Source organism: Demequina sp. NBRC 110052, assembly GCF_002090075.1.
GTDB lineage: Bacteria > Actinomycetota > Actinomycetes > Actinomycetales > Demequinaceae > Demequina.
Genome location: NZ_BBRI01000002.1, coordinates 1,139,480 through 1,164,560, shown reverse-complemented (window position 1 = coordinate 1,164,560; position 25,081 = coordinate 1,139,480). Strand labels below are relative to the sequence as shown.

The window sequence follows — 25,081 nt, the reverse complement described above, 5'->3', positions numbered from 1 at the left end:
AGGCGCCGTCACGCGGCGAGTCGCGCTGACATTGGTTCACACTGCCGGGTGGCGGCGGGAGTATCGAGGTGAAGTGCGCGCTAGACCGGCTCGGCCGGCTCCACCTCGGCCTCGTCGGGATCGCGCAGCGCACGCGGTCGACGTGCGGCGCGGAAGCCATCCAGCGTCAGGACGATCAGCGCGGCCCATACGAGCACGAAGCCGATCCATCTCCCTGCGGGCATCGGCTCGCCGAAGTGCCACACCGCGAGCATGAACATCATGGTGGGCGCGATGTACTGCAGCAGCCCGGTGACGTTGAGCGGCAGCCGCTGCGCACCCGCTCCGAACAGCAGCAGCGCGCCCACGGTGAAGACGCCGGTCGAGGCGAGCAGCAGGTCGTGCCCGACCCCCAGCCCCGAGGACCCGCGCGCACCGAACGTCAGTTCCCCGGACGACGACAGCCACCACAGACCCACGAGCGCGAACGGCGCGATCACCAGTGTCTCGACCGTGAGCCCCGTGATCGGGTCCACGGAGACGCGCTTCTTGATCAGCCCGTACAGCCCGAAGGAGAACGCGAGCGCCAGCGAGATCCACGGCAGCCCGCCCATCTCGACGCCGATGACCGCCACCGCCACCGAGGCGATGGCCACCGCGACGATCTGCAGCCGCCGCAGTCGTTCCCCGAGCACGAACACGCCCAGGGCGACGAGCACCAGGGGGTTGATGTAGTACCCGAGCGAGGCGGAGTTCACGCGGTCCGTCACGACCGCGAACACGTAGATAAGCCAGTTGGTGGCGATGAGCGCGGCGGCGAGTGCGAGGATGCCTAGCGTGCGCGGCGACCGCAGCACTGCGAGCACCCGTCGCCAGCCCCGCACGAACGCCACGATGATGGCGCACACGAGCAGCGACCAGATGGCGCGCTGCGCGGTGATCTCAATCGCCGACGCCGGCTCCAGCGCGTGCATCAGCAGCGGGAACAGGCCCCATACGAGGTAGGCGCCGGCCCCCAGGGCCAGCCCGCGGCGGTCGAGGGAGTCGGTCACTCGCCCAGTCAACCACTCGGCCGGGGTGCCGCCGTGGTGGCTACTGGCCATGCCCGACGCGGTGGCTGGCTCAGTGCGGCAGGCCTGCGTCCACCAGTCCGCGGGACTCCCGGAGTCGCGCATGAGCGCGGGCGAATGCGAGGCGATCGGCGAGCACGGTGAAGGCGAGCACGATGAGGATCGTGGCCATCATCTCGGTCAGGTCGCCGGTCTCACGGGAGCGGGAGATGACATCGCCGATGCCGGTGCCGGACAGCGCACCGGAGAAGATCTCGCCGGCCACGAGGCAGCGGAACGCGATGGACCAGCCGAGCTCGACGCCGGTGAGGATGCCGGGCGCTGCGGCGGGCAGGACGACGCGGCGGATGAGTGAGAAGCCTGACTCGCCCAGGGTGCGCCCGGCCCTCACGAGCAGAGGCGGGACGCCCTTTACCGCGGTACGCGTGGCCAGCATGATCGCAGGCACGGCGCCCAGCGAGACGACGGCGGCGAGCGACCAGATCTCGGTGCCGAGCACGATCGCTGCGACGGGGATCCACATCGAGGTGGGCATGCCCTGCAACGCCGCGAGATAGGGCGAGAGCGCGCGGTCGAGCGACCCGCGCGCGCCCAACAGCAGACCGGCGGAGACCCCGAGCATCACAGCGACCGCGAAGCACACCGCCATGAACACGGTGGTGCGCCACAGCAGAGACCACGCGCGACCATCCGCGATCATCGAGCCGAGTTCGGCGAACGTCGCCGCCGGGTCGGGCAGCGTGGGGGCCACGAGGGACGCGAGCCACCACAGCACCACCAGCGCCAACCCCGCCACAAGCATGGGGAAAGGTCCGGAGGTGAAGCGTCCGCGGCGTCGGGCGGTTTCAGATGCTGACATAGCCGTCCCGTCCCTCGCGGGGCGTCGTGATGCCCATCTGGTCGGCAGCGTCGAGCAGCCCGCGCACGTGCTGCGCGAGGTCCACGACCTGGCGCGACTCGACGACGCGGGGGCGGGCGAGCTGGATGGGCACGTCCGCGATCACGCGGCCGGGGCCGGAGGACATGACGATGACGCGGTCGCCCAACGTGACGGCCTCGCGCACGTTGTGCGTGACGAAGATGAGCGTGGTCCCAGTCTCGCGCCACAGCTCCTGGAGCTCCACGTGCAGGCGGTCACGAGAGGGCGCGTCGAGCGCGGAGAACGGCTCGTCCATGAGCAGCACGCGGGGCTTGAGCGCAAACGCGCGCGCGAGCGCGGCGCGCTGACGCATGCCTCCGGAGAGCTCGTGCGGGTGAAGCCGAGCCGCATCGGCTAGCCCCACGCGCCCGATCCACTCGCTCGCGACGGACCGACGCGAGGCCTCCGGCACGCCGGCGGCGCGCAGCCCGAACTCGACGTTCTCCTGCACGCTGAGCCAGGGGAACAGTGCGTGCTCCTGGAACACGAGCATGCGGTCGGGCCCCGGGCCGGTGACGGGGGTGCCGTCGACGGTCACGGTGCCGGTGGCGGGTGTGGCGTGCCCGGCGACGAGGTCCAGCAAGGTCGACTTGCCGCACCCGGACGGGCCGACGACCGCCACGAACTCGCCGGGAGCGATGTCCAGCGTGGTGGGCTGCAGCGCGAGCCGGGTGCGGCCGCGCCGCACGAACTCCTGCCCTGCCTCGGTGAGGGCGACCGCACCTCCCATCAGATGCTCACGTACGCGTCGCCGGTGACTCCGAGAGCCTTGTCGCGGGCGGTGCCTGCGGCCAAGGTGGCTCCGTCCTGCGGGTCGATCAGCACGAACGCGCCCGTGCGTCGGCGGTGGCCGTAGTCCTCGATGGCGAGCGGCGCGGCGAGCTGGAGTCGCACCACGCCGATGTCGTTGAGCAGCAACTCGTGACCCTCCTTGATGGAGGCGTCGAGCGTGCCTCCTGGCAGGCCGATGTCGAGCACGCCGTCGATCGACGTGACCATCGCCTGCACCGTGGCGGAGCCGTGCTGGACGAGCACGCGGTCTCGCACGCGCAGCGGCCGCTCGGCGAGCCATGCGACGTGCGCGGCGAAGGCCTTCACGGCACCAGACGCGTCCGATGCGGAGGCGAGCAGGTCGCCGCGTGAGACGTCCACGTCGTCGGCCAGGCGCACCGCGACTGAGCGGCCGGGACCTGCGAACTCGAGCGGCCCGTCGGGCGTATCGATGCCGGCGACGGTGGTGCGGCGGCCCGAGGGCTGCACCACGACGTGGTCGCCGACGCGCAGGGTGCCCTCGGCCACCTGGCCGGCGTAGCCGCGGTACTCGCGGTAGGCAGGATCGACGGCCGCGTCCTGGGGGCGCAGCACGAGCTGTACCGGCAGGCGCCAGCCGGGCTCGGCGGCAGCGGCGTCGGCGGCGGTGGGGTGGGCGATGCCGTGCCGATGCGCGGCGGCGACAGCGTCGGCTCCCTCGTCGATCGATGGGGCGGTCTCCAGCACGTCGAGCACAGTGGGGCCGTCGTACCAGGGGGTCTGCTCCGAGCGCACGGCCACGTTGTCGCCCACCAGGGCGCTCACGGGGATCGAGATGACCGAGGGAAGTCCGAGGGCTTCGGCGTGCGATTCGACGTGGCGAGCGATCGAGCGGTACGGCGCCTCGGCGTAGTCGAGCAGGTCGATCTTGTTGACCGCGACGATCACGTGGGGCACGCGCAGCAGCGAGGCCACCGCGAGGTGGCGCCGGGTCTGCTCCACGACGCCATAGCGCGCGTCCACGAGCACGACCAGGGCGTCGGCGGTCGAGGCGCCGGTGACGGTGTTGCGGGTGTACTGCACGTGCCCGGGGCAGTCGGCGAGGATGAACGTCCGCCTGGGTGTGGAGAAGTAGCGGTACGCGACGTCGATCGTGATGCCCTGCTCGCGCTCGGCGCGCAATCCGTCGGTAAGCAGCGCGAGGTCCACCTCGGTGGAGCCGCGCTCGTGGCTCACGCGCGCGACCGCCTCGTAGGCGTCGGCGAGGATCGACTTGGTGTCGTGCAGCAGGCGCCCCACGAGGGTCGACTTGCCGTCGTCCACCGAGCCGGCGGTGGCGAAGCGCAGCAGGGACGGGGTGGCGATGATCTCCGTGGCCATCAGAAGTAGCCCTCCTTCTTGCGGTCCTCCATGGCGGCCTCGGTGAGGCGGTCGTCGGCGCGCGTGGCGCCGCGCTCGGTGATGCGGGTCGCGGCGACCTCGGCGATGACCTCGTCGACGGTGGCCGCCGAGGATTCGACGGCTCCCGTGCAGCTCGCATCGCCCACGGTGCGGTAGCGGACCACGCGCGTCTCGATCGTGTCTGTCTCCCTCACGCGCACCGAGTGGTGCGGGGTGAGCCACATGCCGTCGCGCTGGAACACCTCGCGCTCGTGCGCGTAGTACAGGCCAGGCAGCTCGATGCCCTCGCGCTCGATGTAGCGCCACACGTCCAGTTCGGTCCAGTTGCTCAGGGGGAACACGCGCACGTGCTGGCCCGGCAGGTGGCGGGAGTTGTACAGGTTCCACAGCTCGGGGCGCTGGTTGCGCGGGTCCCACTGGCCGAACTCGTCCCTGAGCGAGACGACGCGCTCCTTGGCGCGCGCCTTCTCCTCGTCGCGTCGCGCGCCGCCGAGCACCACGTCGTAGCCGTGGCCGGCGATCGCGTCCAGCAGGGGGACGGTCTGCAGGGGGTTGCGGGTGCCGTCGGGACGCTCGCGCAGGCGCCCGTCGTCGATGTAGTCCTGCACGCTCGCGACCTGCAGGCGCAGGCCGAGTCGCTCGACCGTGCGGTCGCGGAAGTCGAGGACCTCCTGGAAGTTGTGCCCGGTGTCCACGTGCAGCAGTTCCACGGGCACGCGCGCGGGCCAGAACGCCTTGGCGGCGAGGTGAAGCACCACTACGGAGTCCTTGCCGCCGGAGAACAGCAGCGCGGGCTTGCGTGCGCCGCCGACTGCCTCGCGGATGATGTGGATGCCCTCGGACTCGAGCGTGTCCAGGGTCGTGGGCCGCGGTGGAGCCACGGTGGCGGTGGTGACATCAGTCATGAGTCGATTGCCTTACGAGCTGGGGGTTCGGGGACGGTTGTTCGGTTCGCGGCGGGGCGGGCGGCATTTGCCCGACGCCGGTGTCAGTTCACGTGGATGCCGCACTCGGTCTTGTCCTGGCCAGCCCAGCGCCCGGAGCGCGGGTCCTCGCCCGGGGCGACCTTGCGGGTGCAGGGGGCACAGCCGATAGACGGGTAGCCCTGGGCGACGAGCGGGTTGCGGGGCAGGTCGTACTGCACCTGGTACTGCTCGACCTTGTCGTCATCCCACAACGCGAGCGGGTTGATTTTCACCAGGCCGTGCTTCGCGTCCCAGCTCACGACGGGCAGCTCGGAGCGGGTGACGGCGTCAGCGCGGCGCGCGCCCGTCACCCACGCGCTGTAGCCCTGCAGTGCAAGGCGCAGGGGCTCGACCTTGCGCAGCGCGCAGCACAAGTTCGGGTCGCGGTCGTGAAGCCTCGCGCCGTGCTCCGCGTCCTGCTCGGCAACGGTCTGCGCGGGAGTCGCGTTCACGATCGTGATCGGCAGGCGCCTCGCCGCCTCGTCGCGCGTGGCGATGGTCTCGGGGAAGTGGTATCCGGTCTCGAGGAAGACCACGTCGATCCCGTTCAGGCGCGTGCCGAACAGGTGCGGCAGGATCGTGTCCTGCATCGACGCTGCTACGGCGAGGTCCTTGCCGAACGTCGCGACGGCCCAGTCGGCGATGTGCTCGGCGGAGGCGTGCTCGAGCCGCGCATTGACTTCCGCGGTGGTCCCCGCATTCCACTCGGTGGGGTTGAGCAGGGTGAGCGAGGCGACGGTCATCGGACCAGCTCCTCGTCCACGCGGAAGGCCCAGTCGGCGAACGGCTCGTCGCCCTCGCGGGTGTCCAGGTAGTTCTGGGTGACGCGCGCGACGTACTCGGGCATGCCGTCGGCCTTGACCTTGTGTCCGCGGATCTTGCGACCGAAGTCGTTGTCGTCCCCGCGGCCCAGCCTGCCGCCCAGGTGCACCTGGAAGCCGGGCACCTGTTCGCCGGTCTCGTCGTCCAGCACCAGCTGGCCCTTGAAGCCGATGTCCGCGATCTGCACGCGCGCGCACGAGTTGGGGCAGCCGTTGACGTGCACGGTGATGGGGCTGTCGAGGGTGGGGAACTTGTCGTCGAGGATCTTCACGACCTCGCGCGCGGTGGCCTTCGTCTCGACGATCGCGAGCTTGCAGTACTCGATGCCGGTGCACGCGATGACGTTGCGGTGGAACTCGCCCGGCTGGGATTCGAGCTCGAGCGCGCGCAGCCCGTTGACAACGTCGCTGACGCGATCCTCGGGGATGTCGAGGATGAGGATCTTCTGCAGCGGCGTGAGACGGATCCGGTCGGAGCCGACGGACTCGGCGATGCGCGCGATCTCAAGCAGCTTCTCGCCGGAGATGCGACCCGCGACGGGGGCGACGCCCACGTACCAGTTGCCGTCCTGCTGCTCATGGATGCCTACGTGGTCTCCGCGATCGCCGCGGGACGCCTCGCGCGGCGCCGGGCCCTTGGGGAGCTCGTATCCGAGGTAGTCGTCCTGCAGCACCTGCAGGAACTTCTCGGGGCCCCACGCCTTGACGAGGAACTTGAGGCGCGCGCGGGTGCGCAGGCGGCGGTAGCCGTGGTCGCGGAAGATCCCGGCGGCGCCGGCCCACACCTCGTGCGCGATCTCGGGCTTCACGAACACGCCCAGGCGCTGGCCCAGGAACGGGTTGACGGAGAGCCCGCCGCCCACCCACAGGTCGTAGCCGACGCCCAACTCGGGGTGCTCTACCGCGCAGAAGGCGATGTCCTGCACCTCGTGAAGGATGTCGGGGATCGGTTGGCCGGTGAACGCGGTCTTGAACTTGCGCGGCAGGTTGGAGAACTCGGGACTGCCGATGTGGCGGTCGATGATGTCGCGGATCTGCGGCGTGGGGTCGATCAGCTCGTCCTTGGCGACGCCGGCGACGGGGGAGCCGAGGATGACGCGCGGCACGTCGCCGCACGCCTCGGCGCACAGGAGCCCGACCTCTTCGACGCGACGGAAGATGTCAGGCACGTCCTCGATGCGCACCCAGTGCAGCTGGATGTTCTGGCGGTCGGAGACGTCGGCGGTGTCGCGTGCCAGGTCGCGCGAGATCTCGCCGATGGTGCGGGCCTGCGCCACGCTCAGCTGCCCACCGTCGGAGCGGATGCGGAGCATGAAGTACTCGTCGTCGAGCTGGTGCGGTTCGAGGATCGCGGTCTTGCCGCCGTCGATCCCGGGACGGCGCTGCGTGTACAGGCCCCACCAGCGGAAGCGTCCACGCAGGTCGCCCGGGGGGATGGACCAGAAGCCCCACTTGGAGTACAGGTTCTCGATGCGCGTGCGCACCTCGAGCGGATCGCCCGTGGACTTCATCTCCTCGTTGGGGTTCAGCGGCGTGCGGTCGCCCGCGGCCCACTGGCCGTCCTTGGACGCGGTGTTCTTGCGCGCGGCCGCCTCGCGGGTGCGAATGAGGCGCGCCTCCTCGCGGTGGCGACGGCGCTCGTCGGCCTCTGAGGAGGTGGTGGTGGTGTCCGGGTTCACCGTGGCTCCTGGCTTTCTGTCAGCGGGAGCTCGGCCTGCGCGGGCGTGGTTCAGTCGCGCCCGGTTCAGCCGAGCGCCCTGGGTACGAGTGGGGTATCCGGGGCGGCTCAGGCCGACGGACACATGACGCAGCACATCGCGCGCATGGAGCGCAGCGAGAGGGGTGCCGTGGTCGTCATGGCTGAGAGTGTGACACATCCACGAAGGGATGACCAGCCCCCTACCAGGAACGATGCCTGGCGGGGTATCTGTAGCAGGCTCGACGGTGTGGCGAGGTCCCGCTCGCCGCTCGCCGCAGCGTCGGGCGGGCTCGTCATCGGCCCCTGACCTCGGTCTCGTGGAACCGCAGGATCTGGGCGATCGTCTGCTGGTCCCTCGTCTCGAGCGCGATCTCACGCGTGCCGAGCCGCACGCCGCCGTTCACGAAGTTGTGCGAGCCCGTGATCGCCGCCCGCGGCGCACCGCCCCGGAAGAAGACGATCGCCTTCGCATGGAGGTAGCGCGCACTGCGGTACTGCGTCCGGTAGCCCGTCCACGCCATCGAGGAGGCGATCAGCACCCGGTTGGCCGGCCCCGCATTGCGCGGCGGATTGAACCACAGCTCGTGCTCGCGCTCGGCGATAGTACGTCCCAGCTCGCCCGTGGGGCAGTACTGCGACATGAGCAGCACCCGGTCCGCCCTCTGCGCGTGCTTGAGCGCCCGCCGGTAGATGATCGAGTCCCCCGGGATGCCGCCGTCGACCAGCACTCGATCCCTGCCGTACCGCAGCTCGAGCGACCGATGACCCCGCTCGTGGAGGTTCATGCGCTGGATGCGGCCGTACACGTCCTCGAGATCGTCGGCCACGCGCTCGTCCTGGATCCGCAGCATGAAGTCCGCGTTCTCGATTCCCCGGTGGTCCAGGTTCACTCCGCCGAACGCATACGCGACATCATCGGTCACGCAGAACTTGGTGTGAGTGCGGCCTCGCCAGATCAGTCCCTTCTCGCGCCCCAGCCACGAGAACGCGACGCCCTCGCGCGAGAGCTTCCCCGCGAGACGGTTGCCCGCCCGCCAGCGCGCGCCGCGATAGCCCGTGGGCAGGAAGGTGCCGGCCGCGTCGGCGTAGGTGAAGACGTCCGCAGCGACCGAGACCTTCACGCCGCGCCGCGCCGCCCAGATGAGCGCATCGATCAGCGCGTCCGTGCGGTGGTCATCCGCGATCGTCAGCGTCGTGAGCAGCACCCGCCGCTTCGCCGCGTGGATGTGCCGGGTCGCGTCGGCGATGTACTCGGTGCCCGTCAGCAGCGTGGGCGCGGCGAGGGGCCGGCGTCGCCCATCGGACGCGGCGCCGGGGCTGCGGGTGGGAGCGCTCGCCACCTCCTCAGGCTGACACGCCGCCACGCGCGTTCACCCCGAGTCGGCACGACCTTCACCCAGGCTTCATCTCGTGTCGCACACCAGGCCGTCCGGCCCGGTTGATGTGTCCCCGGTGGGGCTAGCCTGGGCGGAGGTCGAGTCCCCGCGGCCCCGCACTGTCGCGCCATCCGAAGGGACACCATGGAGCGCTCCTCCGGCTCCGAGGCCATCGACGTCGCGGCCGTGCTCGCCGAGCTGGACAGGATCCACGCCGCGGGCGGCGGTCCCGAGCGTGCGCGCGCACACCTGGAGGCGGCGCTCGCGCGATCCGAGGAGCTCGGGGACCAGCCGGGGCGGCTCGCGATCCTCAACGAGCTCATGGGACACCTGAGGTCGGTCGGCGACCACGCGCAATCCGTGACGCTCGCCGAGGAGGCGCTCGCGCTCGCCGACAGGATGGGCCTCGCCGGGTCAGACGCGTACACCACTACGCTCGTGAACGTCGCGACCGCTCAGCGCGCCGCGGGCCTGCTGGAGGAAGCGCACGAGACCTACGTGCGTGCATTGGCCGACGCCGAGCGCACCCTGGGCCCGCACGATCGCCGACTCGCGGCCCTCCACAACAACCATTCGATGCTGCACAGCGACTCCGGCCACCCTGCGGCCGCGCGCACGGAGTTGCTCGCAGCGCTCAGGATCCTCGAGGCTTCCTCCGTCGACCCCGGGGCCGACGTCGACATCGCGACCACGCACACCAACCTCGCCCTGGTCAGCCTGCGGCTCGGCCGGCCCGAGCAGGCACAGTCCCACGCGGGGTCGGCGATGGCGATCTTCCAGCGCACGCGCCGCGAAGACGGCCATTACGCGGGAGCGCTCGCCTCGCTCGCTGCCGTGCGCATCGAGCTCGGCGACGCGACGGCAGCCGTCGAGCTCTACCGACGCGCGCTCGCGATCGTGGACGCCTGCTACGGCCCGGACAGCGAGGCGCATGAGATCGTCGCCGACAACCTCGAGGAGGCTCTCGCCGCGATCGACGCCGCCGACCGGCGTCGTCCCACGAGCGGGTCCATTCCGGCGCTCGCGCCCACGCACCGCACCACTCCCGCGGCGCGCCCGAAGCCAGGCGTGGACCGGACGACGCCACGCGAGGACGTCAGTCTCGCGTCGGGCATGGAGCTGGCCCGCGCCTACTGGGAGACGCACGGGCGGCCGATGCTGCGCGAGCGGTACCCGGCACAGGCCGGACGCATCGCCGTGGGGCTCGTGGGGCACGGCTCCGATGCGCTCGGCTTCGACGACGAACACTCCCGCGACCACGACTTCGGCCCGGGCTTCTGCCTGTGGCTGACGGCTGACGACCACGCCGCGATCGGCGAGGAGCTGCAAGCCGACTACGACGCCCTGCCAGTGACGTTCCGCGGCGTCGGGCCACGCGTGACGACCCGACGCTCCGAAGGCTCGCAGCGCCGGGTGGGGGTGTTCGAGATCGGGGCGTTCTTCTCGTCCCTGACAGGGCTGGAGCGCGCGCCCGCAGCCGATCGGCCCCATGAATGGCTCATGCTGGAGGAGGCGACCCTCGCGACCGCCACTGGCGGTGAGGTCTTCGTCGACCCGCTCGGCGCCTTCAGCGGCGTGCGCAACTCGTTCAGGCGCATGCCCGAGGACGTCCGGCTCGCGCTGATCGGCCGCCGCCTGGGCATGATGGCGCAGGCAGGCCAGTACAACGTGCCGCGGATGCTCGCGCGCGGGGACGGCGAGGCGGCTTGGCTCGCCGTCGCGGAGTTCGTGCGGGCGACCGCATCTGTGGTGTTCCTTCTCAACCGGCCCGCCGCCGTCGGCTACCTCCCGTACTACAAATGGCAGTTCGCCGCCCTGCGCGCGCTCGCGGCAAGGCCGGCCTCCCGGCTGCCCGAGGTGCACCGGCACCTCGCGGATGCCGTGCGCCTCGCCTCGGCGGCATGCCTCGGCGGCCCAGGGTTCGGCGAGGGCGGCGCGGGAGCGACCCCCGCCCGCGCCGCGCTCGAGCAGTCGATCGACGCCGCGTGCGCCGACGTCGCCGCAGAGCTCCGAGCCCAGCGACTCACCGACTCCGCAGACCCGTTCCTCGAGCGGCACCGCGACGAGGTGCAGGCGCGCATCGCAGACCCCTGGCTGCGAGCGCTGTGAAAGAGAGCACTGTGAAAGAGAACACTGTGAAGGAGCAGAGGTGACAGAGACCTACGAGGAGCGCGCCGCGCGGCTCGAGCGCGCGCGAGAGATCGTCGCGCACGAGTGGCGGCAGTTCCAGGAGGTCCAGGGCGAAGGCGGGCGCGCCTCGTGCCAGGACAACCCGGCCGAGTTCGAGGTGCAGCGGCTCGGCCAGTTCATGACGTGGCCCATGGCGCTGCTCGACTCTTATGCGGCCGATCTCGCGGACGCCGACGCCGCGGGTCGCAATCTGCTGACCGAGAAGTACGCGCGCATGATGGAGTCGACGGAGCCGGAGAGGTACGCCCGCGAGCTCGAGCCGCATCTGCCAGGGCTCGACGACGAGCGGGTCGCGGCGCAGGAGCGGATCATCGCGGTCCAAGTGGCGTGGGCGCGCGCGTTCCACCACGACTACCCCCGGCTGGGCGCGGCGATGCGTGTGCTCACTACGGGACAGGACACCCTCGAGTCGACGTCGTTCGAGACGTATCTGCGCGGAGAGCTCGGCACCTATTCCGACGCGACGCTCGCGCTCTACGGCGATCTTGTGAACGCCCTCGCCGGCGCGGGTCAGAACCTCACCTGGCGCACCGTGGCGTACACCGCGATCCTGGCCGGGCATGCCAACATCGAGGCCGCCGAGGCGTCTCAGCCGCCCATCCCCCCTGGGGGATAGGCGTATTTTCGTCACGTAGCGCGCACGAAAACTGTGTCTATACTCTGGTGCCGTTCGCCCGGAACGCGCGCCGTTGATCCAGCAGCGCGTCCGCCACCCGCCGCTCAAGCCCATCCCCGAGGAATCATCGTGACTGCCAATCGCCCGCTCCGCGTGGCCATCGTCGGCGCCGGCCCTGCCGGAACCTACGCCGCCGACATCCTGTCCAAGACCGACCTCGACGTCTCGATCGACATCATCGAGCGGCTCCCCGCCCCCTTCGGCCTGGTGCGCTACGGCGTGGCGCCCGACCACCCGCGCATCAAGCAGATCATCGTCGCGCTCGCGAACGTGCTGGGTCGCGGCGACATCCGCTTCCTCGGCAACGTCAACGTCGGGACCGACCTCACGCTGCAGGACCTGCGCGAGCACTACGACGCCGTGATCTTCGCGACCGGCTCCTTCAAGGACGCCGATCTCGACATCCCCGGCATCGACCTCGACGGCTCGTACGGCGCCGCCGACTTCGTGTCCTGGTACGACGGCCACCCCGACGTGCCCCGCACCTGGCCGCTGCACGCCAAGGAGGTCGCGGTGCTCGGCGTGGGCAACGTCGGCCTGGACGTCGCGCGCATCCTCGCCAAGCACGTGCCCGACCTGCTGAGCACGGAGATTCCGGCCAACGTGCAGGAGGGCCTCGAGGCCTCGCCCGTCACGGACGTGCACATCTTCGGTCGCCGCGGCCCCGCGCAGGTGAAGTTCACGCCGCTCGAGCTCCGCGAGCTCGGCCAGGTGCCGGACGTCGACGTGATCGTCTACCCCGAGGACTACGACTTCGACGAGGGCTCCATGGCCGCCATCGAGTCGCACCACCAGACCAAGCAGGTCGTCAAGACCCTCACCGACTGGACGCTGCGGGAGCCCACCGGCGCCTCGCGTCGCATCCACCTGCACCTGCTCCAGGAGCCCGTCGAGATCCTGGGCGAGGACGGCAAGGTCGTCGGGCTTCGCATGGAGCGCACCGCGCTGCAGGGCGACGGCTCGGTGAAGGGCACCGGCGAGTACCTGGACTACGAGGTGCAGGCCGTCTACCGGGCGGTCGGCTACTGGGGCACCGAGATCGACGGCGTCCCCTTCAACGACGGCAAGGGCGTCATCCGCAACGAGGGCGGCCGCGTGATCGACGAGTCGGGCGAGCGTGTGCCGGGCTTCTACGCCACCGGCTGGATCAAGCGCGGCCCCGTGGGCCTCATCGGGCACACCAAGTCCGACGCCTCGGAGACGATCGCGAACCTCGTCGAGGACGCCGACGCGCTGTACGCCGGCACGCAGGCGAGCCCCGAGCAGCTCAGTCCCGACAACCTGCTGCGCCTGCTCAAGAGCCGCGGCGTGCCGGTCGTCGAGTGGTCCGGCTGGGAGGTCCTCGACGCGCACGAGCGTGCGCTGGGCGAGGCCGCCGGCCGCGAGCGCGTCAAGGTGGTCCCGCGCGACGAGATGACGGACGTCGCCCTCGGCAATGGCTGACCGCTCTCGCATGCGAGAATTCGTGCGCTGAGGGGGAACCCGCGCGCCCGCGCGTCCGTTCTCCTGCTGATACGGAGACGGAGGACCGGTGGGCGGGACGAATCACTTCAACGGGCTCAAGACGATGGGTCTGTTCGTGCTGCTGTGGGTCGTCATGCTCGGGCTCGGCTCGATCATCGGCGGCGGCCAGTACCTGTGGATCTTCGCCGGACTCTCGGTGCTCGGCACGATCTACGGCTACTGGAACTCGGACAAGCTCGCGATCCGCGCGATGCACGCGCGACCGGTGACTGAGGTTGAGCAGCCGGCGATGTACCGCATCGTCCGCGAGCTCAGCCGCGAGGCGAACCAGCCGATGCCCCGCCTGTACGTCTCGCCCACTGACGCGCCCAATGCGTTCGCGACCGGTCGCAACCCGCAGAACGCGGCAGTGTGCTGCACGACGGGCATCCTCGGCCTGCTCGACGAGCGCGAGCTGCGCGGCGTCCTGGGCCACGAGCTCATGCACGTGTACAACCGCGACGTGCTCATCGGCTCCGTCGCCGCGGCGTTCGCGGGCATGATCACGGCCGTCGCGCAGATGATGTTCTTCTTCGGCGGCGGCTCGAACTCGCGCGACAACCCGTTGGGGCCGTTCGCGATGCTCGCGATGCTGTTCCTCGCGCCGATCGCCGCCACGCTTATCCGCATGGCCATCTCGCGCACGCGCGAGTACGACGCGGACCAGGACGGCGCCACGCTCACCGGCGACCCGCTCGCGCTCGCGTCCGCGCTGCGCAAGCTCGAGTCCGGCGCCGCCCGCAGGCCGCTGCCGCAGGAGCCGCAGTTCGAGAACGTCAGCCACCTGTTCATCGCCAACCCGTTCCGTGGCGAAGGCATGGCCAAGCTGTTCTCGACGCACCCGCCCATGGACGAGCGCATCGGACGCCTCGAGGCCATGGCCCGCCAGAACGGCCACGGCGGCGGCGACCTCGGTGGGGGCTACACGCTCAACTGACGGGACGCGTCGGGCACTCGGAGGATCAGCGGCGCGCGAAGGTCAGGTGAGTGACACCCGAAGGCGTGCTCGCCGCCTCCACGATGAATCGGCTCTCGAGCCCGTCGAGCCCTTCCCACGGGCTGGTGCGGCGGCCGAGCACGACCGGGACGACGACCGGCGTGTGGAACGGCTGCTCGTCTTCCCACCGGCCATGCCAGCCGGGGTCGGCTCGCCCGGATCCTGACCCAGGTTCGCGCGGAACGTCGCCGTGTCGTGAAACCAGTCCATGAGGCGCACGCCCGCGTGCCCGAAGGGCGCGCCGACGCTCTGCCCGACTCCCGTCGCGAAACCATCGAGCGAGACCGCGAGGTGGTGGACGCGCAACTGTCCCATCGACGCAGCGTCGCACGCGCATGCCTTCCTTGCGGAGGCGCAGCCCTGGCCGTGACACAACGCGCAAGGCGAGGCTATTCCGTGGACTCCACATTCAACATCCCAGGTAGACGTGGACATCTACGTTGCAATGCGGGCTTAGGAGCCCCATTTTGCAGACCTCTGCGTTGCCCTGACAGGGGGCCGGATGGGCCCGAGCGCATTCGTCTTCCGCACTCCGCACGTCACCACGAGAGGAGACACCCGATGAGCACCACCGTCGCCCATCACATCGTCGACGCGCTCGCCGACCACGGCGTGACGCAGGTCTGGGGCGTCGTCGGCGACGCCCTCAACCCGCTCACCGACGCGATCCGCACGGAGGAGCGCGTCGAATGGGTCGGGGTTCGGCACGAGGAGGCAGGCGCGTTCGCCGCGGCCGCCCAGGCGCAGCTGACGGGGCGCATCGGGGTGGTCATGGGCACCGTCGGCCCGGGCGCGCTGCACCTCCTGAACGGGCTGTACGACGCCAAGAAGTCGCATGCGCCGGTCCTTGCCGTCGTGGGCCAGGTGCCTCGCGAGGAGATCGGCACGGACTACTTCCAGGAGGTGGCGAACGACCGCGTGTTCGATGACGTCTCGATCTGGAACGAGACCCTCACCTCCCCGGAGCAGCTGCCGCAGATGCTCGTCCAGGCGGTCAATGCCGCCTACGCCCAGCGAGGCGTCGCCGTGCTCACCATCCCCGGCGACGTCGGAGGGCTGGACCTGCCCGACGGCACGCCCGCCGCGAAGTTCACTCTCCCGACCGCCGACGCGGTCCCGAGCGACGAAGCCCTCGCGGCCGCCGCATCGGCCCTCAACGCGTCGACCAAGGTGACGATGCTCGTGGGGCGAGGAGCCGAGCACGCGCACGACGCGACGCTCGCCGTAGCGGATCGCCTCGCCGCCCCGATGGTCGTGACGCTCAAGGGCAAGACTGGTTTCGACTCCGACGACGGGCATCAGGTCGGCCAGGCAGGGCTGCTCGGCAATCCCGGAGCGGCCGACGCGCTGAAGGACTGCGAAGTACTGCTCATGGTCGGCACCGACTTCCCCTACCGGGACTTCTACCCGACGGACGCCACGGTGATCCAGATCGACCACGCGGCCACCCACATCGGGCGTCGCGTGCCCGTGGACATCGCGGTCACCGGAGACGCGGAGACGACGCTGACGGCGCTGCTGCCCCGCCTCGAGCCGCACGACGACCGGGCGCATCTCGAGTCCATACGTGGTGCCTACAAGGGCTGGCGCGAGCGCCAGGCGCATGTCGCGGATCCCGACTACGAGGAGTCAGGCATCGTCGCCAAGGTGCGGTCGATCTTCGACAACCCCGACGACAGGATCCGGCCGGAGGCGCTCGCCGCCGCCGTGGATCGCCACGCGCCGGACGACGCCGTCTTCACCTCGGACACCGGCATGTCCACCACGTGGGCCGCCAGGTTCATCGAGATGCGCGCGGACCGCGAACTGCTCGGGTCGTTCAACCTCGGCTCGATGGCCAACGCGCTGCCGCAGGCGCTCGGAGCGCAGGCGCTCGACCGGTCGCGTCGGGTCGTGTCCTTGTCCGGCGACGGCGGGCTGATGATGCTCCTGGGTGACCTCCGCACGGCCGTGACCTACCGGCTGCCCCTCGTGGTCGTAGTCTTCGACAACGGCTCGCTGGGCATGGTGCAGCTCGAGCAGCAGGAGGGCGGCCTCGCGTCCTTCGGCACGGGGCTGGACAATCCCGACTTCGCTGCCGTCGCGGCCGCGATGGGCCTGGCGGCGCGCCGCGTCGAGGAGCCTGACACCCTCGACGACGCCCTGGTCTGGGCGTTCTCTCAGGACGGGCCTGTGCTGCTCGACGTGGTGACCAATCCGGACGAGATCGCGGTCCCGCCGCATCCGAAGGTGTCGCAGGCGTGGGGCTACGCGGTCGCGAAGCTGACAGAGGCAGTAGAGAGCAGGTGAGAGGCGATGAGAACGGCAGAGGCTGAACAGCTGGTTGCGCTGGAGCGCGATGGGTGGGAGGCCCTCACGCACGGTCGAGCGCGCGAGTTCTATGACGACGTGCTCGCCCAGGACGCCGTCATGGTGTTCCCGTTCGGCGTGATGGAGAGGGACGACGCCATCGACGGCATGGCCGAGTCGCGGCGTTGGCAGGACTATGAGCTGCGGGACGTGACGGTCCACGATCTCGGAGCGGGCATCGTCGTCGTCACCTACCACGCGCACGCCGAACGCGACGAAGAGGGACCGTTCGACGCGATGCTCTCCAGCACGTATGTACGCTCCCGTGCCGGCTGGCGCATGATGCTGCACCAGCAGTCGCCGTGAGCGGACGTCAGCGGTAGTTGACGAACTGCAGCGCGGTGTCGACGTCCGCGCCCTTGAGGAGCGCAATCGCTGCCTGGAGGTCATCGCGCGACTTCGAGCTGACGCGGAGCTCGTCGCCCTGAATCTGCGCCTTCACAGACTTGGGGCCCTCGTCCCGCAGCAGCTTGGTGAGCTTCTTCGCGACGTCCTGCGCGATGCCCTCCTTGATGGTCGCTCCCAGGCGGAACTCCTTGCCGGAGGCCTGCGGCTCGCCCGCCTCGAGCGCCTTGAGCGAGATGCCGCGCTTGATGAGCTTCGACTGGAAGACGTCCAGGACCGCGTTCGCGCGCTCCTCCGAGTTGGCCTTGATCAGGATGGCCTCGCCAGACCACTCGATCGACGCGCCGACGCCCTTGAAGTCGTAGCGCTGCTGGATCTCCTTGGAAGCCTGATTCAGAGCGTTGTCGACCTCCTGGTGGTCCACCTTGCTCACGACGTCGAAGCTGCTGTCCGCCATCCCATCCTCCTGGTTCGCGTGGGGGGTCGATTCCTTGCTATCCTTCCATGCGCGCCGGTTCCGATCGAGCGCACGGCAGGTTGCCCGAGCGGCCAAAGGGAGCTGACTGTAAATCAGCCGTCACTGACTTCGGGGGTTCGAATCCCTCACCTGCCACGTTCGAAGGCCCGGCTCACGCCGGGCCTTCTGCGTTCCCGGTGCGGTGCATGCGCATCGTGCGCGACACGCCCTTCGAGAAATCCTCCGGTTTGGTTCGCGTGCGCCTCATGTGCGGTGTAGCGTCGGAGTCAGCGCGGACCACCCCCCTTGTGTCCGCGTCGATGGCTCCCGCGACACCCCCCTCGTCTGCGGGGACCACATCGCCGCTTCGACCCCCCTCATGCGGCGACACGGCCCCACCCGCCGGCCTCTTGCCGAAGGTGGGGCCGTGGTATGTGGGGGTCTACCCGGAAGCCGTCAGGCGAGCGAAGCCTCTTCGGGCATGTCCTCGAGCTCGACGCCCTTGGTCTCGCGGACGCGCTTGAGCACGAACCAGAACGACACGAGCGCCATGGCCGCGTAGAAGCCGTAGGCGATCGCGAGGCTCCATCCCGCGATGATCGGGAACGTCATCGTGATCGTGAAGTTGGCGAGCCATTGGGCGGCGGCGGCCACGGCGAGCGCGGCGGCGCGGATGCGGTTGGGGAACATCTCGCCCAGCAGGACCCACACCACCGGGCCCCAGGTGGCGCCGAAGAACACGACGAACAGGTTCGCCGCGATCAGAGCGACGGGTGCCCACGCGCCGGGGAGGCTCGCGTCGCCCGCGGCGTCGAGCGTCGCCTGCGAGAAGGCGATAGCCATGATGCCGAGTGACACTGTCATTCCGGCGGAGCCGACGAGCAGGAGGATGCGGCGGCCTATCTTGTCGACGAGTGCGATCGCGATGACGGTGACCACGATGTTGGTGAGCGACGTGATGGTGGACGTGGTGAACGCATCGGACTCGTCGAAGCCGACGGCCTGCCACAGTGCGGTCGAGTAGTAGAAGATCACGTTGATGCCGACGAACTGCTGGAGGACCGAGAGCAGGATGCCGGTCCACACGATCGGCTTGAGCCCGAACGAGGTACCGCGCAGGTCTGCGAGCGACAGATGCTCGTCGCCGGCGAGCGAACTGCGGATGGCGGCGATGCGGCCCTGCGGGTCCGGCTCGCCGGTGTACTCAGTGAGGACCGCGGCCGCTTCGTGATCGCGGTGGCGCTCGACGAGGTAGCGCGGGGACTCGGGCAGCGTCAGTGCGATGCCGCCGTACACGACAGCGGGGATCGCGGCGACCATGAACATCCACCGCCAGGCCTCGAGCCCCAGGAACAGCTCCTCTGAGGCGCCTCCGGCCGCACCGGCGAGCGACTCATCGCTCAGCAGCGCGGCGAAGATTCCTGTGACGATCGCGAGCTGCTGGAGCGATCCCAGCCGGCCACGGAACGCGGCGGGCGCGACCTCCGCGATGTAGGCGGGGGCGATCACGGACGCGGCGCCGATCGCCAGGCCGCCCACGATGCGCCAGGCGATGAGGTCGTACACGCCGAACGCGAATCCCGAGCCGATCGCGGAGACGAGGAAAACGGCGGCCGAGATGACCATGACCCGCACGCGACCCAGGCGGTCGGCGAGCGTGCCGGCGAACCACGCGCCGACGGCGCAGCCGAGCAGGGCCGAAGCCACCGCGAAGCCTGTGACCGCGTCGGACAGCGCGAACTCGCCCGCGATCGAGTCGACCGCCCCATTGATCACCGAGGAGTCGAAGCCGAACAGGAAGCCACCGAGCGCGGCGCCGATGCTGATCGCGATGACCTTGCGGTGCAGTCGCCGTGTGCGCGGGCCTGCATTCCCCGTGGACGCGTCCATGCGTCTCTCCTTCGCGTCCCCCTGGTGCGCGACGCGGGTCGTCGCGACCTGCTCTGAGCGTATCTCCGCCCTGGTCTCGCCGCCTGGCGAGGCCCGCGCGCTCAGCCGGGGATCGTCGCGGCGGCGAGTGCGGTCGCGAGGGTGCCCCGTGGCGACACCACGATCTCTTCGAGGCCGAGCCACGCGGCCATGGTGCGCAGCTCGTCGGCGAGCGCGACCGCGATCTCCTCGTCGCCTCGGCGGCGCGCCCCGCGCACCGGTCGCTCCTCGCGCCAGGTGGCGAGTGCGCGCAAGGTGCCTGCCTTGCGGTCGGCCTTGAGGTCGACGCGTCCGACGATCTGGTCGCCCAGCAGGAACGGCAGGCAGTAGTAGCCGTACACACGCTTGGGCTCGGGGGTGTAGATCTCGATGCGGTAGTCCATGCCGAACATGCGCTCCAGGCGGGGGCGGAACCAGCACACGGGGTCGAAAGGACTGAGGAGTGCCGCTCCCGTCGCGCGTCCTGGTGTGACCGCCGGGCGATGCCAGCTCGGCGCCCCAGCAGCCTCGGTGGCGAGCAGTGCGGGCTCGCGCCATCCCTCGACCTGTACCCAGCGCGCGAGCCCGCGATCGACGGCCGACGCTGCCCACATGAGCCCGCCCTCGATGTCCGGTGTGCGCGGCCCTGCCTGGTAGGGCAGGCGGAAGTGATCGCACAGGTCCTTGACGGTGCCGATGCCGCACGCGCCGATCGCGCGATCGAACAGCTGCTGCCGCGCCGCGCCTGGCGTGAGGCCCCACCCGTCTGGGGGCTGTGAGGCCACCGACCCTGCGTCGGGCAGGCCCCAGGCGCGTGTCGTGGCGTCGTAGGTGCGCGTGAAGTGGCGCCCGCGTGACGCCGCCACCTCCCCGACGATGAACTGGTGCTCGAGCGCGACCTTGACGTGCGTCGAGTCCCACCACGGTCCCCGGGGGCCCGCATGCGGCGCGAGGTGCTCGAGGTCTGCGGAGGTCACGGGTCCCAGGCGGTCCACCGCCTCGCGCACCTCGGCGAGCAGGCCGGGCCGCTCGCGCTCGAGCCGATCGCGAGTGCGCGCCTTCCACGTGGTGGTGCGGCGCATGCGGCTGTGCATCGCCGGCAGCAGGTCCCGGGGCATGACCGATGCCTCGTGCCCCCAGTGCTCGAACGCGTGCGCCGAGTGCCCTTTCGCGTCGCCCCACAGGAAGCCGTCCAGCGCGTCTCTGTCGTAGGGGCCGAGGCGCGAGAACAGCGGCATGTAGTGCGCCCGCGCGAGCACGTTGACAGTGTCCAGCTGCAGCACGCCCTGCCGGTCGAGGTATGCCTGGAAGTCCCGCGCCCGCGGTCGCCGAGCCGGGCGTCTGCGGGCAAGCGACTGTGCCTCCAGAAAGGTGCGGCGCGCCTCGGCCGCGGACATCGTCTCGGTCACTCGTGTCACTCTAGGGCGAGGCTCCGACACGGGCCCGGTGGGGCGCAGCAGAGGCGGTGCGCAGCGCGCGCAGAGGGGGCACGATGCCGATTTCGCATTCGGGCCTCGCGGCGTGTAACCTATTCCGGCTGGCCCCGATAGCTCAGTCGGCAGAGCGTTTCCATGGTAAGGAAAAGGTCCAGGGTTCGATTCCCTGTCGGGGCTCTCAGTTCGACGTCTCTCGCGAGCGTCGGACCGTGGCGGGGTAGCTCAGCTGGTTAGAGCGCACGACTCATAATCGTGAGGTCGCGGGTTCGAGCCCCGCCCTCGCTACTGAGGCCCGGTGACCCACCGGGCCTTCGCGCTTCACGGCGCGTCCTCAAAGGCTGGGAGAGACAGCATGGCAAAGAACGACGTTCGTCCGAAGATCACCCTCGCGTGCACCGAGTGCAAGAACCGCAACTACATCACGCGCAAGAACCGTCGCAACAACCCCGACCGTGTGGAGCTCTCCAAGTTCTGCCCGAAGTGCGGCAAGCACACGGCGCACCGCGAGACGCGCTAAGCATTCGGCGGCCCTGAGCCGCTTCGCCGAACGCCCGTTCCCCCAGGGGAGCGGGCGTTCGTGCATCCTGGGGGCACCCCCTGGGCTGCGCCAGCACGTCAGGGTGGTGTGCGACACTCGCGGCATGGATCAGGGGGATCCGGACCTCGCTGGTACCTCAGCGAGCTCCGAGCCGAGGCGTCGACGCATCCGGCCCGTCGCGGCGGCGCTGATGGTGGCTGCTGTGTTGCTGTGCGTGCCGTTCGCGGTGCGACTCGTGGGGGCCGAGTTCGGACCTCTCGTGTACGCCGTCGCGTTCATCCCGTGGTTCACGATCGCTGCGCTCGCGCTGCTCGTCGTCGCCCTGCTGTGGCGCGCGTGGGGCGCCGTGGCACTCACCGCCGTGCCGGTCGCGCTCGGAGTCTGGTGGGTGGCGCCCCTGTTCACCACGGCCGACGCGGGGAACGAGTCCGTGCTCACGGTCGCCACGGTGAACGCCACCTTCGGGCACGTGGATGCCGACGCGGTGGTGGCGATGGTCGAGGAGTACGACGTGGACGCGCTCGCGGTCGTGGAGCTCACCCCGGACGTCCTCGAGGCCCTCGAGGACGCGGGCCTGGACGAGCTCCTGCCCTACGCCGAGGCCGCCCCTGAACGCGGAGTGACGGGCACCGGCCTGTGGTCGCGGCTCCCGCTGCTGGAGGCCGAGACCCTTGACGGCTGGACCGATGCTTCCTCGACCGACGGCTACGTGTCGCGCGCTGTGGAGGCGCAGGTCGAGGTGGCCGGCGTGACGGTCACGGTGCTCGCGGTGCATCCCGCGGCCCCGGGGGCGTTCGACAGCTCCGGGTGGGCGGCGAGCATGCGGGGGCTCACCGAGCATCTGGCCGGACAGTCCGATCCTGTAATCGTGATGGGCGACTTCAACACCACGCGGGATCACGCCTCCTTTCGCGATCTCGAGCGCCTCGGCTACGTCGACGCGTCCGACGCGGCGGGCAGCGGCTTCACTCCCACCTTCCCGCAGGGACGGGGCCCGTTCCCCCTCGTCGTGATCGATCACATCCTCGCGCGCGACACCCCGTGGGTCGCGTCGTCGGCGACGACGGTGACCCTGCCGGGCGCAGACCATCGTGCGCTCGTGGTCGTCTACTCCGACCCTGCCGACGCGTAGGAGCGTCCGCGCCGAGCCGGGCCCGAGCGTCGGGCGCGTTCGCTAGGCTGGCGATGTGCCAGTGAACCCCGAAGCCCAGGGCCGCAGCTACGGCCCGCACGAGCCTTACGAGGTCTCGCGCGCCAAGATCCGAGAGTTCGCCGACGCGGTGGATGCGCGGTCGTTCGCGCACCGCGACGTGGCGGCAGCCCGCGCTGAGGGCTACGACGATCTGGTGGCGCCCACGACGTTCGCCGTGGTCATCGCCCAGCGGGAGGAGTTCCACGTGGTGCAGGACCCCGAGGTGGGCGTGGACTTCTCGAAGGTGGTGCACGCGGACGAGCGCTTCACTCACCACCGGCCGATCGTGGCGGGCGACGTGATCGCGACCACGATCCACATCGACAAGGTCGTGAGCAGGGGTTCCGTCTCGACCGTGACGACGCGCGCCGAGCTCGCCGACACCGACGGCGCGCCCGTCGCGACCGTGCTGTCGACGCTTGCCGTGAGGGAGGACGCATGAGCGAGCAGGACGCGCCGTCCTTCGACGGCCTCGAGAAGGGCCAGGTCGTGGCGACCCGCGAGGTGAGCTTCACCCGCGACACGCTCGTGAGATACGCCGGCGCCTCGGGCGACTTCAACCCGATCCACTACAACGACGTCGTCGCCACATCGGTAGGCCTGCCGGGCGTGATCGCGCACGGCATGCTGACGATGGGCACCGCCGCGTCCGTCGTGGAGGAGTGGGCGGGCCCCGGCAATGTCGTCGACTTCCAGTGCCGCTTCGCGCGCCCGATCCCCGTCCCGAACCCCGGCGAGGCCGTCGTGGCGCTGACCGCCGCGGTGGGTCTGCTGGATGAGGAGACGCGCACCGCGCGCATCGATGTGACGGTCGAGTTCGAGGGCCAGAAGGTGCTCGCGAAGGCGCAGGCGCTCGTCAGCTGCGCGTGACGCGTCACCGACCTGGAGGAATCCCACAACGAACCGTTCCCACGCTTGGGACCGCTCGCGCGCGCACGCGAGCCGCCGGACTGGCACGATGCGAGCATGACCTCCACCACACGGGACACTGACGTCCGCGCGCGCCTGGATTCGTACTTCGGCATCACGGCGCGAGGCTCCAGCCTCGCGCAGGAGATCCGTGGCGGATTCACCACCTTCTTCACGATGGCCTACATCGTGGTGCTCAACCCCCTGATCCTCGGCTTCATCCAGGACAAGGACGGCAATTATCTCGGCGGCGGTGCCGAGCCGAACCTGGGCATGATCGCCGCCGCGACGGCGCTCGTGGCCGGTGTGCTCACGATCCTGATGGGCGCCTACGCGCGCTTCCCCATCGCGATCGCCGCCGGGCTGGGCATCAACGCCTTCGTCGCGTACGGACTCGTCGGCTCGGGCATGTTCTCGTGGCCCGAGGCGATGGGCCTGATCGTGCTCGAGGGCGCGCTGGTGCTGATCCTGGTGCTCACCAAGCTGCGCATCAAGTTCCTGCACGCCGTCCCGATGCCGCTCAAGAAGGCCATCGCGGCAGGCATCGGCCTGTTCCTCGCGTACATCGCGTTCTGGGACTCCCGCATGGTCACCGACGACGCCTCGTCCGCCACGCCTGGCGCCTTCGGCGAGGGCGGCTCGATCAACACCGTGCCCACGCTGCTGTTCCTGTGCGGCATCCTGCTCGGCGGCATCCTCCTGGTCCGCAAGGTCAAGGGTGCGCTGCTGCTGTCGATCCTTGGCATCACCGTGCTCGCCTTCATCGTCGAGGCGATCTGGGGCTTCGGCTCGGCCTCGGCCGAGAACCCGGGCGGCTGGGCGCTCGTCGTCCCCACGTTCGTGGGCCAGGACTGGTCGTTCATCCCCGACCTCGGTCTGATCGGCCAGGTCAGCCTGTTCGGCGGCTTCGACACCGGGGTCGCGATCGTGACCGTGCTCATGACGGTCTTCTCGCTGCTCGTCGTCGACTTCTTCGACACGCTCGGCACCATGACCGCCGTGGGCGAGGAGGCGCACCTCAACGACGAGGACGGCATTCCCGAGAACTCTCAGAACATCCTCATCGTCGACTCGGTCGCGGCGATGGCCGGTGGTGCCGCGTCGGTGTCCTCCAACACGTCGTACATCGAGTCCGCGTCCGGAGTGGGCGACGGGGCGCGCACGGGCCTCGCGTCGATCGTCACGGGCCTTGCGTTCATCGTCGCGACGTTCCTCTCTCCGCTCGCGAACATCGTGCCTTTCGAGGCGGCGACGCCCGTGCTGGTCCTGGTCGGCCTGATGATGCTCGCCTCGGCCACCGACATCGACTGGCGCGACTTCCGCATCGCGGTGCCTGCGTTCCTGACGATCATCGTGATGCCCTTCGGCTACTCGATCGCCGCAGGCATCGGCGTCGGCTTCATCGCGTACGTCGTGATCAATGCGGGCACGGGGCGCTCCAAGGACGTCAAGCCGCTCATGTGGGTGGGCGCCGTGGCGTTCGCCGTGTACTTCGCTCTTCCGGCGATCCGTAGCCTGCTCGGCATCGGCTGACGTTTCGCATGCCCGAAGGGGGCGCCGTCTGCGCGAGCGGGCGGCGCCCCCTTCGTCGTGCGTGGACG

The 25,081-nt window shown here is 70.1% G+C and carries 22 protein-coding genes and 3 tRNA genes; 14 read left to right on the top strand and 11 right to left on the bottom strand.

Annotated elements, in window-relative coordinates; all coding sequences use genetic code 11:
• Positions 1 to 80: 80 nt before the first annotated feature.
• The 8 genes from rarD to B7K21_RS05605 form a co-directional block, all read right to left on the bottom strand.
• Positions 81 to 1,031: an EamA family transporter RarD gene (rarD, locus tag B7K21_RS05640; RefSeq protein WP_234989188.1), complete on the bottom strand. Its 951-nt coding sequence runs from the start codon at positions 1,029 to 1,031 to the stop codon at positions 81 to 83.
• 70 nt (positions 1,032 to 1,101) lie between these two features.
• Entirely contained in the window at positions 1,102 to 1,908 is an 807-nt protein-coding gene (locus tag B7K21_RS05635) for an ABC transporter permease (RefSeq protein WP_084074211.1), read from the bottom strand.
• On the bottom strand, positions 1,895 to 2,698 hold the full coding sequence (locus B7K21_RS05630) for an ABC transporter ATP-binding protein (RefSeq protein WP_084074210.1): 804 nt from the start codon (positions 2,696 to 2,698) through the stop codon (positions 1,895 to 1,897). Before B7K21_RS05630 ends, B7K21_RS05635 begins: the two co-directional genes overlap by 14 nt.
• On the bottom strand, positions 2,698 to 4,098 hold the full coding sequence (locus B7K21_RS05625; protein WP_084074209.1) for a sulfate adenylyltransferase subunit 1: 1,401 nt from the start codon (positions 4,096 to 4,098) through the stop codon (positions 2,698 to 2,700). Before B7K21_RS05625 ends, B7K21_RS05630 begins: the two co-directional genes overlap by 1 nt.
• Positions 4,098 to 5,024, bottom strand: a complete 927-nt coding sequence (gene cysD, locus B7K21_RS05620; protein ID WP_084074208.1) for a sulfate adenylyltransferase subunit CysD — start codon at positions 5,022 to 5,024, stop codon at positions 4,098 to 4,100. The genes B7K21_RS05625 and cysD overlap by 1 nt, the downstream gene beginning before the upstream one ends.
• Positions 5,025 to 5,107: 83 nt before the next feature.
• Positions 5,108 to 5,827, bottom strand: a complete 720-nt coding sequence (locus B7K21_RS05615) for a phosphoadenylyl-sulfate reductase (protein ID WP_084074207.1) — start codon at positions 5,825 to 5,827, stop codon at positions 5,108 to 5,110.
• Positions 5,824 to 7,584 (bottom strand): nitrite/sulfite reductase, encoded by a 1,761-nt coding sequence (locus B7K21_RS05610; protein WP_304441279.1) that lies wholly within the window; start codon positions 7,582 to 7,584, stop codon positions 5,824 to 5,826. Before B7K21_RS05610 ends, B7K21_RS05615 begins: the two co-directional genes overlap by 4 nt.
• Positions 7,585 to 7,897: 313 nt before the next feature.
• Positions 7,898 to 8,944: a phosphatidylserine/phosphatidylglycerophosphate/cardiolipin synthase family protein gene (locus tag B7K21_RS05605; protein ID WP_159448422.1), complete on the bottom strand. Its 1,047-nt coding sequence runs from the start codon at positions 8,942 to 8,944 to the stop codon at positions 7,898 to 7,900.
• Between the two features lie 180 nt (positions 8,945 to 9,124).
• On the opposite strand from B7K21_RS05605, the gene B7K21_RS05600 reads away from it, so the two are divergent.
• From B7K21_RS05600 to B7K21_RS05570, 6 genes are all read left to right on the top strand, one after another.
• Complete coding sequence (locus B7K21_RS05600; protein ID WP_084074204.1) at positions 9,125 to 11,089, top strand: DUF4037 domain-containing protein; 1,965 nt, start codon at positions 9,125 to 9,127, stop codon at positions 11,087 to 11,089.
• A 40-nt stretch (positions 11,090 to 11,129) separates the two neighbouring features.
• Positions 11,130 to 11,786 (top strand): DUF4125 family protein, encoded by a 657-nt coding sequence (locus tag B7K21_RS05595; RefSeq protein WP_200806272.1) that lies wholly within the window; start codon positions 11,130 to 11,132, stop codon positions 11,784 to 11,786.
• A 129-nt stretch (positions 11,787 to 11,915) separates the two neighbouring features.
• On the top strand, positions 11,916 to 13,289 hold the full coding sequence (locus tag B7K21_RS05590; RefSeq protein WP_084074202.1) for an FAD-dependent oxidoreductase: 1,374 nt from the start codon (positions 11,916 to 11,918) through the stop codon (positions 13,287 to 13,289).
• 88 nt (positions 13,290 to 13,377) lie between these two features.
• Positions 13,378 to 14,286 carry a zinc metalloprotease HtpX gene (gene htpX, locus B7K21_RS05585; protein ID WP_084074201.1) on the top strand — a complete coding sequence of 303 codons (909 nt, stop codon included), beginning with the start codon at positions 13,378 to 13,380 and terminating at the stop codon, positions 14,284 to 14,286.
• 621 nt (positions 14,287 to 14,907) lie between these two features.
• On the top strand, positions 14,908 to 16,635 hold the full coding sequence (locus tag B7K21_RS05575; RefSeq protein ID WP_084074200.1) for a thiamine pyrophosphate-dependent enzyme: 1,728 nt from the start codon (positions 14,908 to 14,910) through the stop codon (positions 16,633 to 16,635).
• 6 nt (positions 16,636 to 16,641) lie between these two features.
• Positions 16,642 to 17,001, top strand: coding sequence for a nuclear transport factor 2 family protein (locus B7K21_RS05570; RefSeq protein WP_084074199.1), 360 nt, complete (start codon positions 16,642 to 16,644; stop codon positions 16,999 to 17,001).
• A gap of 7 nt (positions 17,002 to 17,008) precedes the next feature.
• Here the strand turns inward: B7K21_RS05570 and B7K21_RS05565 are convergent, their stop codons facing one another.
• Entirely contained in the window at positions 17,009 to 17,497 is a 489-nt protein-coding gene (locus B7K21_RS05565) for a YajQ family cyclic di-GMP-binding protein (RefSeq protein ID WP_084074198.1), read from the bottom strand.
• A gap of 74 nt (positions 17,498 to 17,571) precedes the next feature.
• On the opposite strand from B7K21_RS05565, the gene B7K21_RS05560 reads away from it, so the two are divergent.
• Positions 17,572 to 17,653, top strand: a tRNA-Tyr gene (locus B7K21_RS05560).
• Between the two features lie 300 nt (positions 17,654 to 17,953).
• Here B7K21_RS05560 and B7K21_RS05555 read toward each other — a convergent pair.
• Both B7K21_RS05555 and B7K21_RS05550 read right to left on the bottom strand, forming a co-directional pair.
• Positions 17,954 to 19,387: a sugar porter family MFS transporter gene (locus B7K21_RS05555; RefSeq protein ID WP_084074197.1), complete on the bottom strand. Its 1,434-nt coding sequence runs from the start codon at positions 19,385 to 19,387 to the stop codon at positions 17,954 to 17,956.
• 101 nt (positions 19,388 to 19,488) lie between these two features.
• Positions 19,489 to 20,814: a winged helix-turn-helix domain-containing protein gene (locus tag B7K21_RS05550; protein WP_084074196.1), complete on the bottom strand. Its 1,326-nt coding sequence runs from the start codon at positions 20,812 to 20,814 to the stop codon at positions 19,489 to 19,491.
• A gap of 131 nt (positions 20,815 to 20,945) precedes the next feature.
• Here B7K21_RS05550 and B7K21_RS05545 point away from each other — a divergent pair.
• From B7K21_RS05545 to B7K21_RS05515, 7 genes are all read left to right on the top strand, one after another.
• Positions 20,946 to 21,018 (top strand) — tRNA-Thr (locus tag B7K21_RS05545).
• Between the two features lie 34 nt (positions 21,019 to 21,052).
• Positions 21,053 to 21,126 (top strand) — tRNA-Met (locus B7K21_RS05540).
• 67 nt (positions 21,127 to 21,193) lie between these two features.
• On the top strand, positions 21,194 to 21,358 hold the full coding sequence (rpmG, locus tag B7K21_RS05535) for a 50S ribosomal protein L33 (RefSeq protein WP_084074195.1): 165 nt from the start codon (positions 21,194 to 21,196) through the stop codon (positions 21,356 to 21,358).
• 124 nt (positions 21,359 to 21,482) lie between these two features.
• A complete protein-coding gene (locus B7K21_RS05530; RefSeq protein WP_084074194.1) occupies positions 21,483 to 22,511 on the top strand; it encodes an endonuclease/exonuclease/phosphatase family protein in 1,029 nt (342 codons plus the stop codon).
• A 55-nt stretch (positions 22,512 to 22,566) separates the two neighbouring features.
• Complete coding sequence (locus tag B7K21_RS05525) at positions 22,567 to 23,013, top strand: MaoC family dehydratase N-terminal domain-containing protein (RefSeq protein WP_084074193.1); 447 nt, start codon at positions 22,567 to 22,569, stop codon at positions 23,011 to 23,013.
• Positions 23,010 to 23,441 carry a MaoC/PaaZ C-terminal domain-containing protein gene (locus B7K21_RS05520; protein WP_084074192.1) on the top strand — a complete coding sequence of 144 codons (432 nt, stop codon included), beginning with the start codon at positions 23,010 to 23,012 and terminating at the stop codon, positions 23,439 to 23,441. Before B7K21_RS05525 ends, B7K21_RS05520 begins: the two co-directional genes overlap by 4 nt.
• A gap of 96 nt (positions 23,442 to 23,537) precedes the next feature.
• On the top strand, positions 23,538 to 25,013 hold the full coding sequence (locus B7K21_RS05515; RefSeq protein WP_084074820.1) for an NCS2 family permease: 1,476 nt from the start codon (positions 23,538 to 23,540) through the stop codon (positions 25,011 to 25,013).
• Positions 25,014 to 25,081: the final 68 nt, after the last annotated feature.

What these genes read in the sequence shown, in the direction of transcription:
- cysD (WP_084074208.1), bottom strand. Translation starts at nt 5,024, where the DNA reads ATGACTGATGTCACCACCGCCACCGTGGCTCCACCGCGGCCCACGACC.
- B7K21_RS05635 (WP_084074211.1), bottom strand. Translation starts at nt 1,908, where the DNA reads ATGTCAGCATCTGAAACCGCCCGACGCCGCGGACGCTTCACCTCCGGA.
- B7K21_RS05565 (WP_084074198.1), bottom strand. Translation starts at nt 17,497, where the DNA reads ATGGCGGACAGCAGCTTCGACGTCGTGAGCAAGGTGGACCACCAGGAG.
- B7K21_RS05600 (WP_084074204.1), top strand. Translation starts at nt 9,125, where the DNA reads ATGGAGCGCTCCTCCGGCTCCGAGGCCATCGACGTCGCGGCCGTGCTC.
- rpmG (WP_084074195.1), top strand. Translation starts at nt 21,194, where the DNA reads ATGGCAAAGAACGACGTTCGTCCGAAGATCACCCTCGCGTGCACCGAG.
- B7K21_RS05555 (WP_084074197.1), bottom strand. Translation starts at nt 19,387, where the DNA reads ATGGACGCGTCCACGGGGAATGCAGGCCCGCGCACACGGCGACTGCAC.
- B7K21_RS05520 (WP_084074192.1), top strand. Translation starts at nt 23,010, where the DNA reads ATGAGCGAGCAGGACGCGCCGTCCTTCGACGGCCTCGAGAAGGGCCAG.
- B7K21_RS05530 (WP_084074194.1), top strand. Translation starts at nt 21,483, where the DNA reads ATGGATCAGGGGGATCCGGACCTCGCTGGTACCTCAGCGAGCTCCGAG.
- B7K21_RS05575 (WP_084074200.1), top strand. Translation starts at nt 14,908, where the DNA reads ATGAGCACCACCGTCGCCCATCACATCGTCGACGCGCTCGCCGACCAC.
- B7K21_RS05625 (WP_084074209.1), bottom strand. Translation starts at nt 4,098, where the DNA reads ATGGCCACGGAGATCATCGCCACCCCGTCCCTGCTGCGCTTCGCCACC.
- B7K21_RS05515 (WP_084074820.1), top strand. Translation starts at nt 23,538, where the DNA reads ATGACCTCCACCACACGGGACACTGACGTCCGCGCGCGCCTGGATTCG.
- B7K21_RS05630 (WP_084074210.1), bottom strand. Translation starts at nt 2,698, where the DNA reads ATGGGAGGTGCGGTCGCCCTCACCGAGGCAGGGCAGGAGTTCGTGCGG.
- B7K21_RS05570 (WP_084074199.1), top strand. Translation starts at nt 16,642, where the DNA reads ATGAGAACGGCAGAGGCTGAACAGCTGGTTGCGCTGGAGCGCGATGGG.
- B7K21_RS05615 (WP_084074207.1), bottom strand. Translation starts at nt 5,827, where the DNA reads ATGACCGTCGCCTCGCTCACCCTGCTCAACCCCACCGAGTGGAATGCG.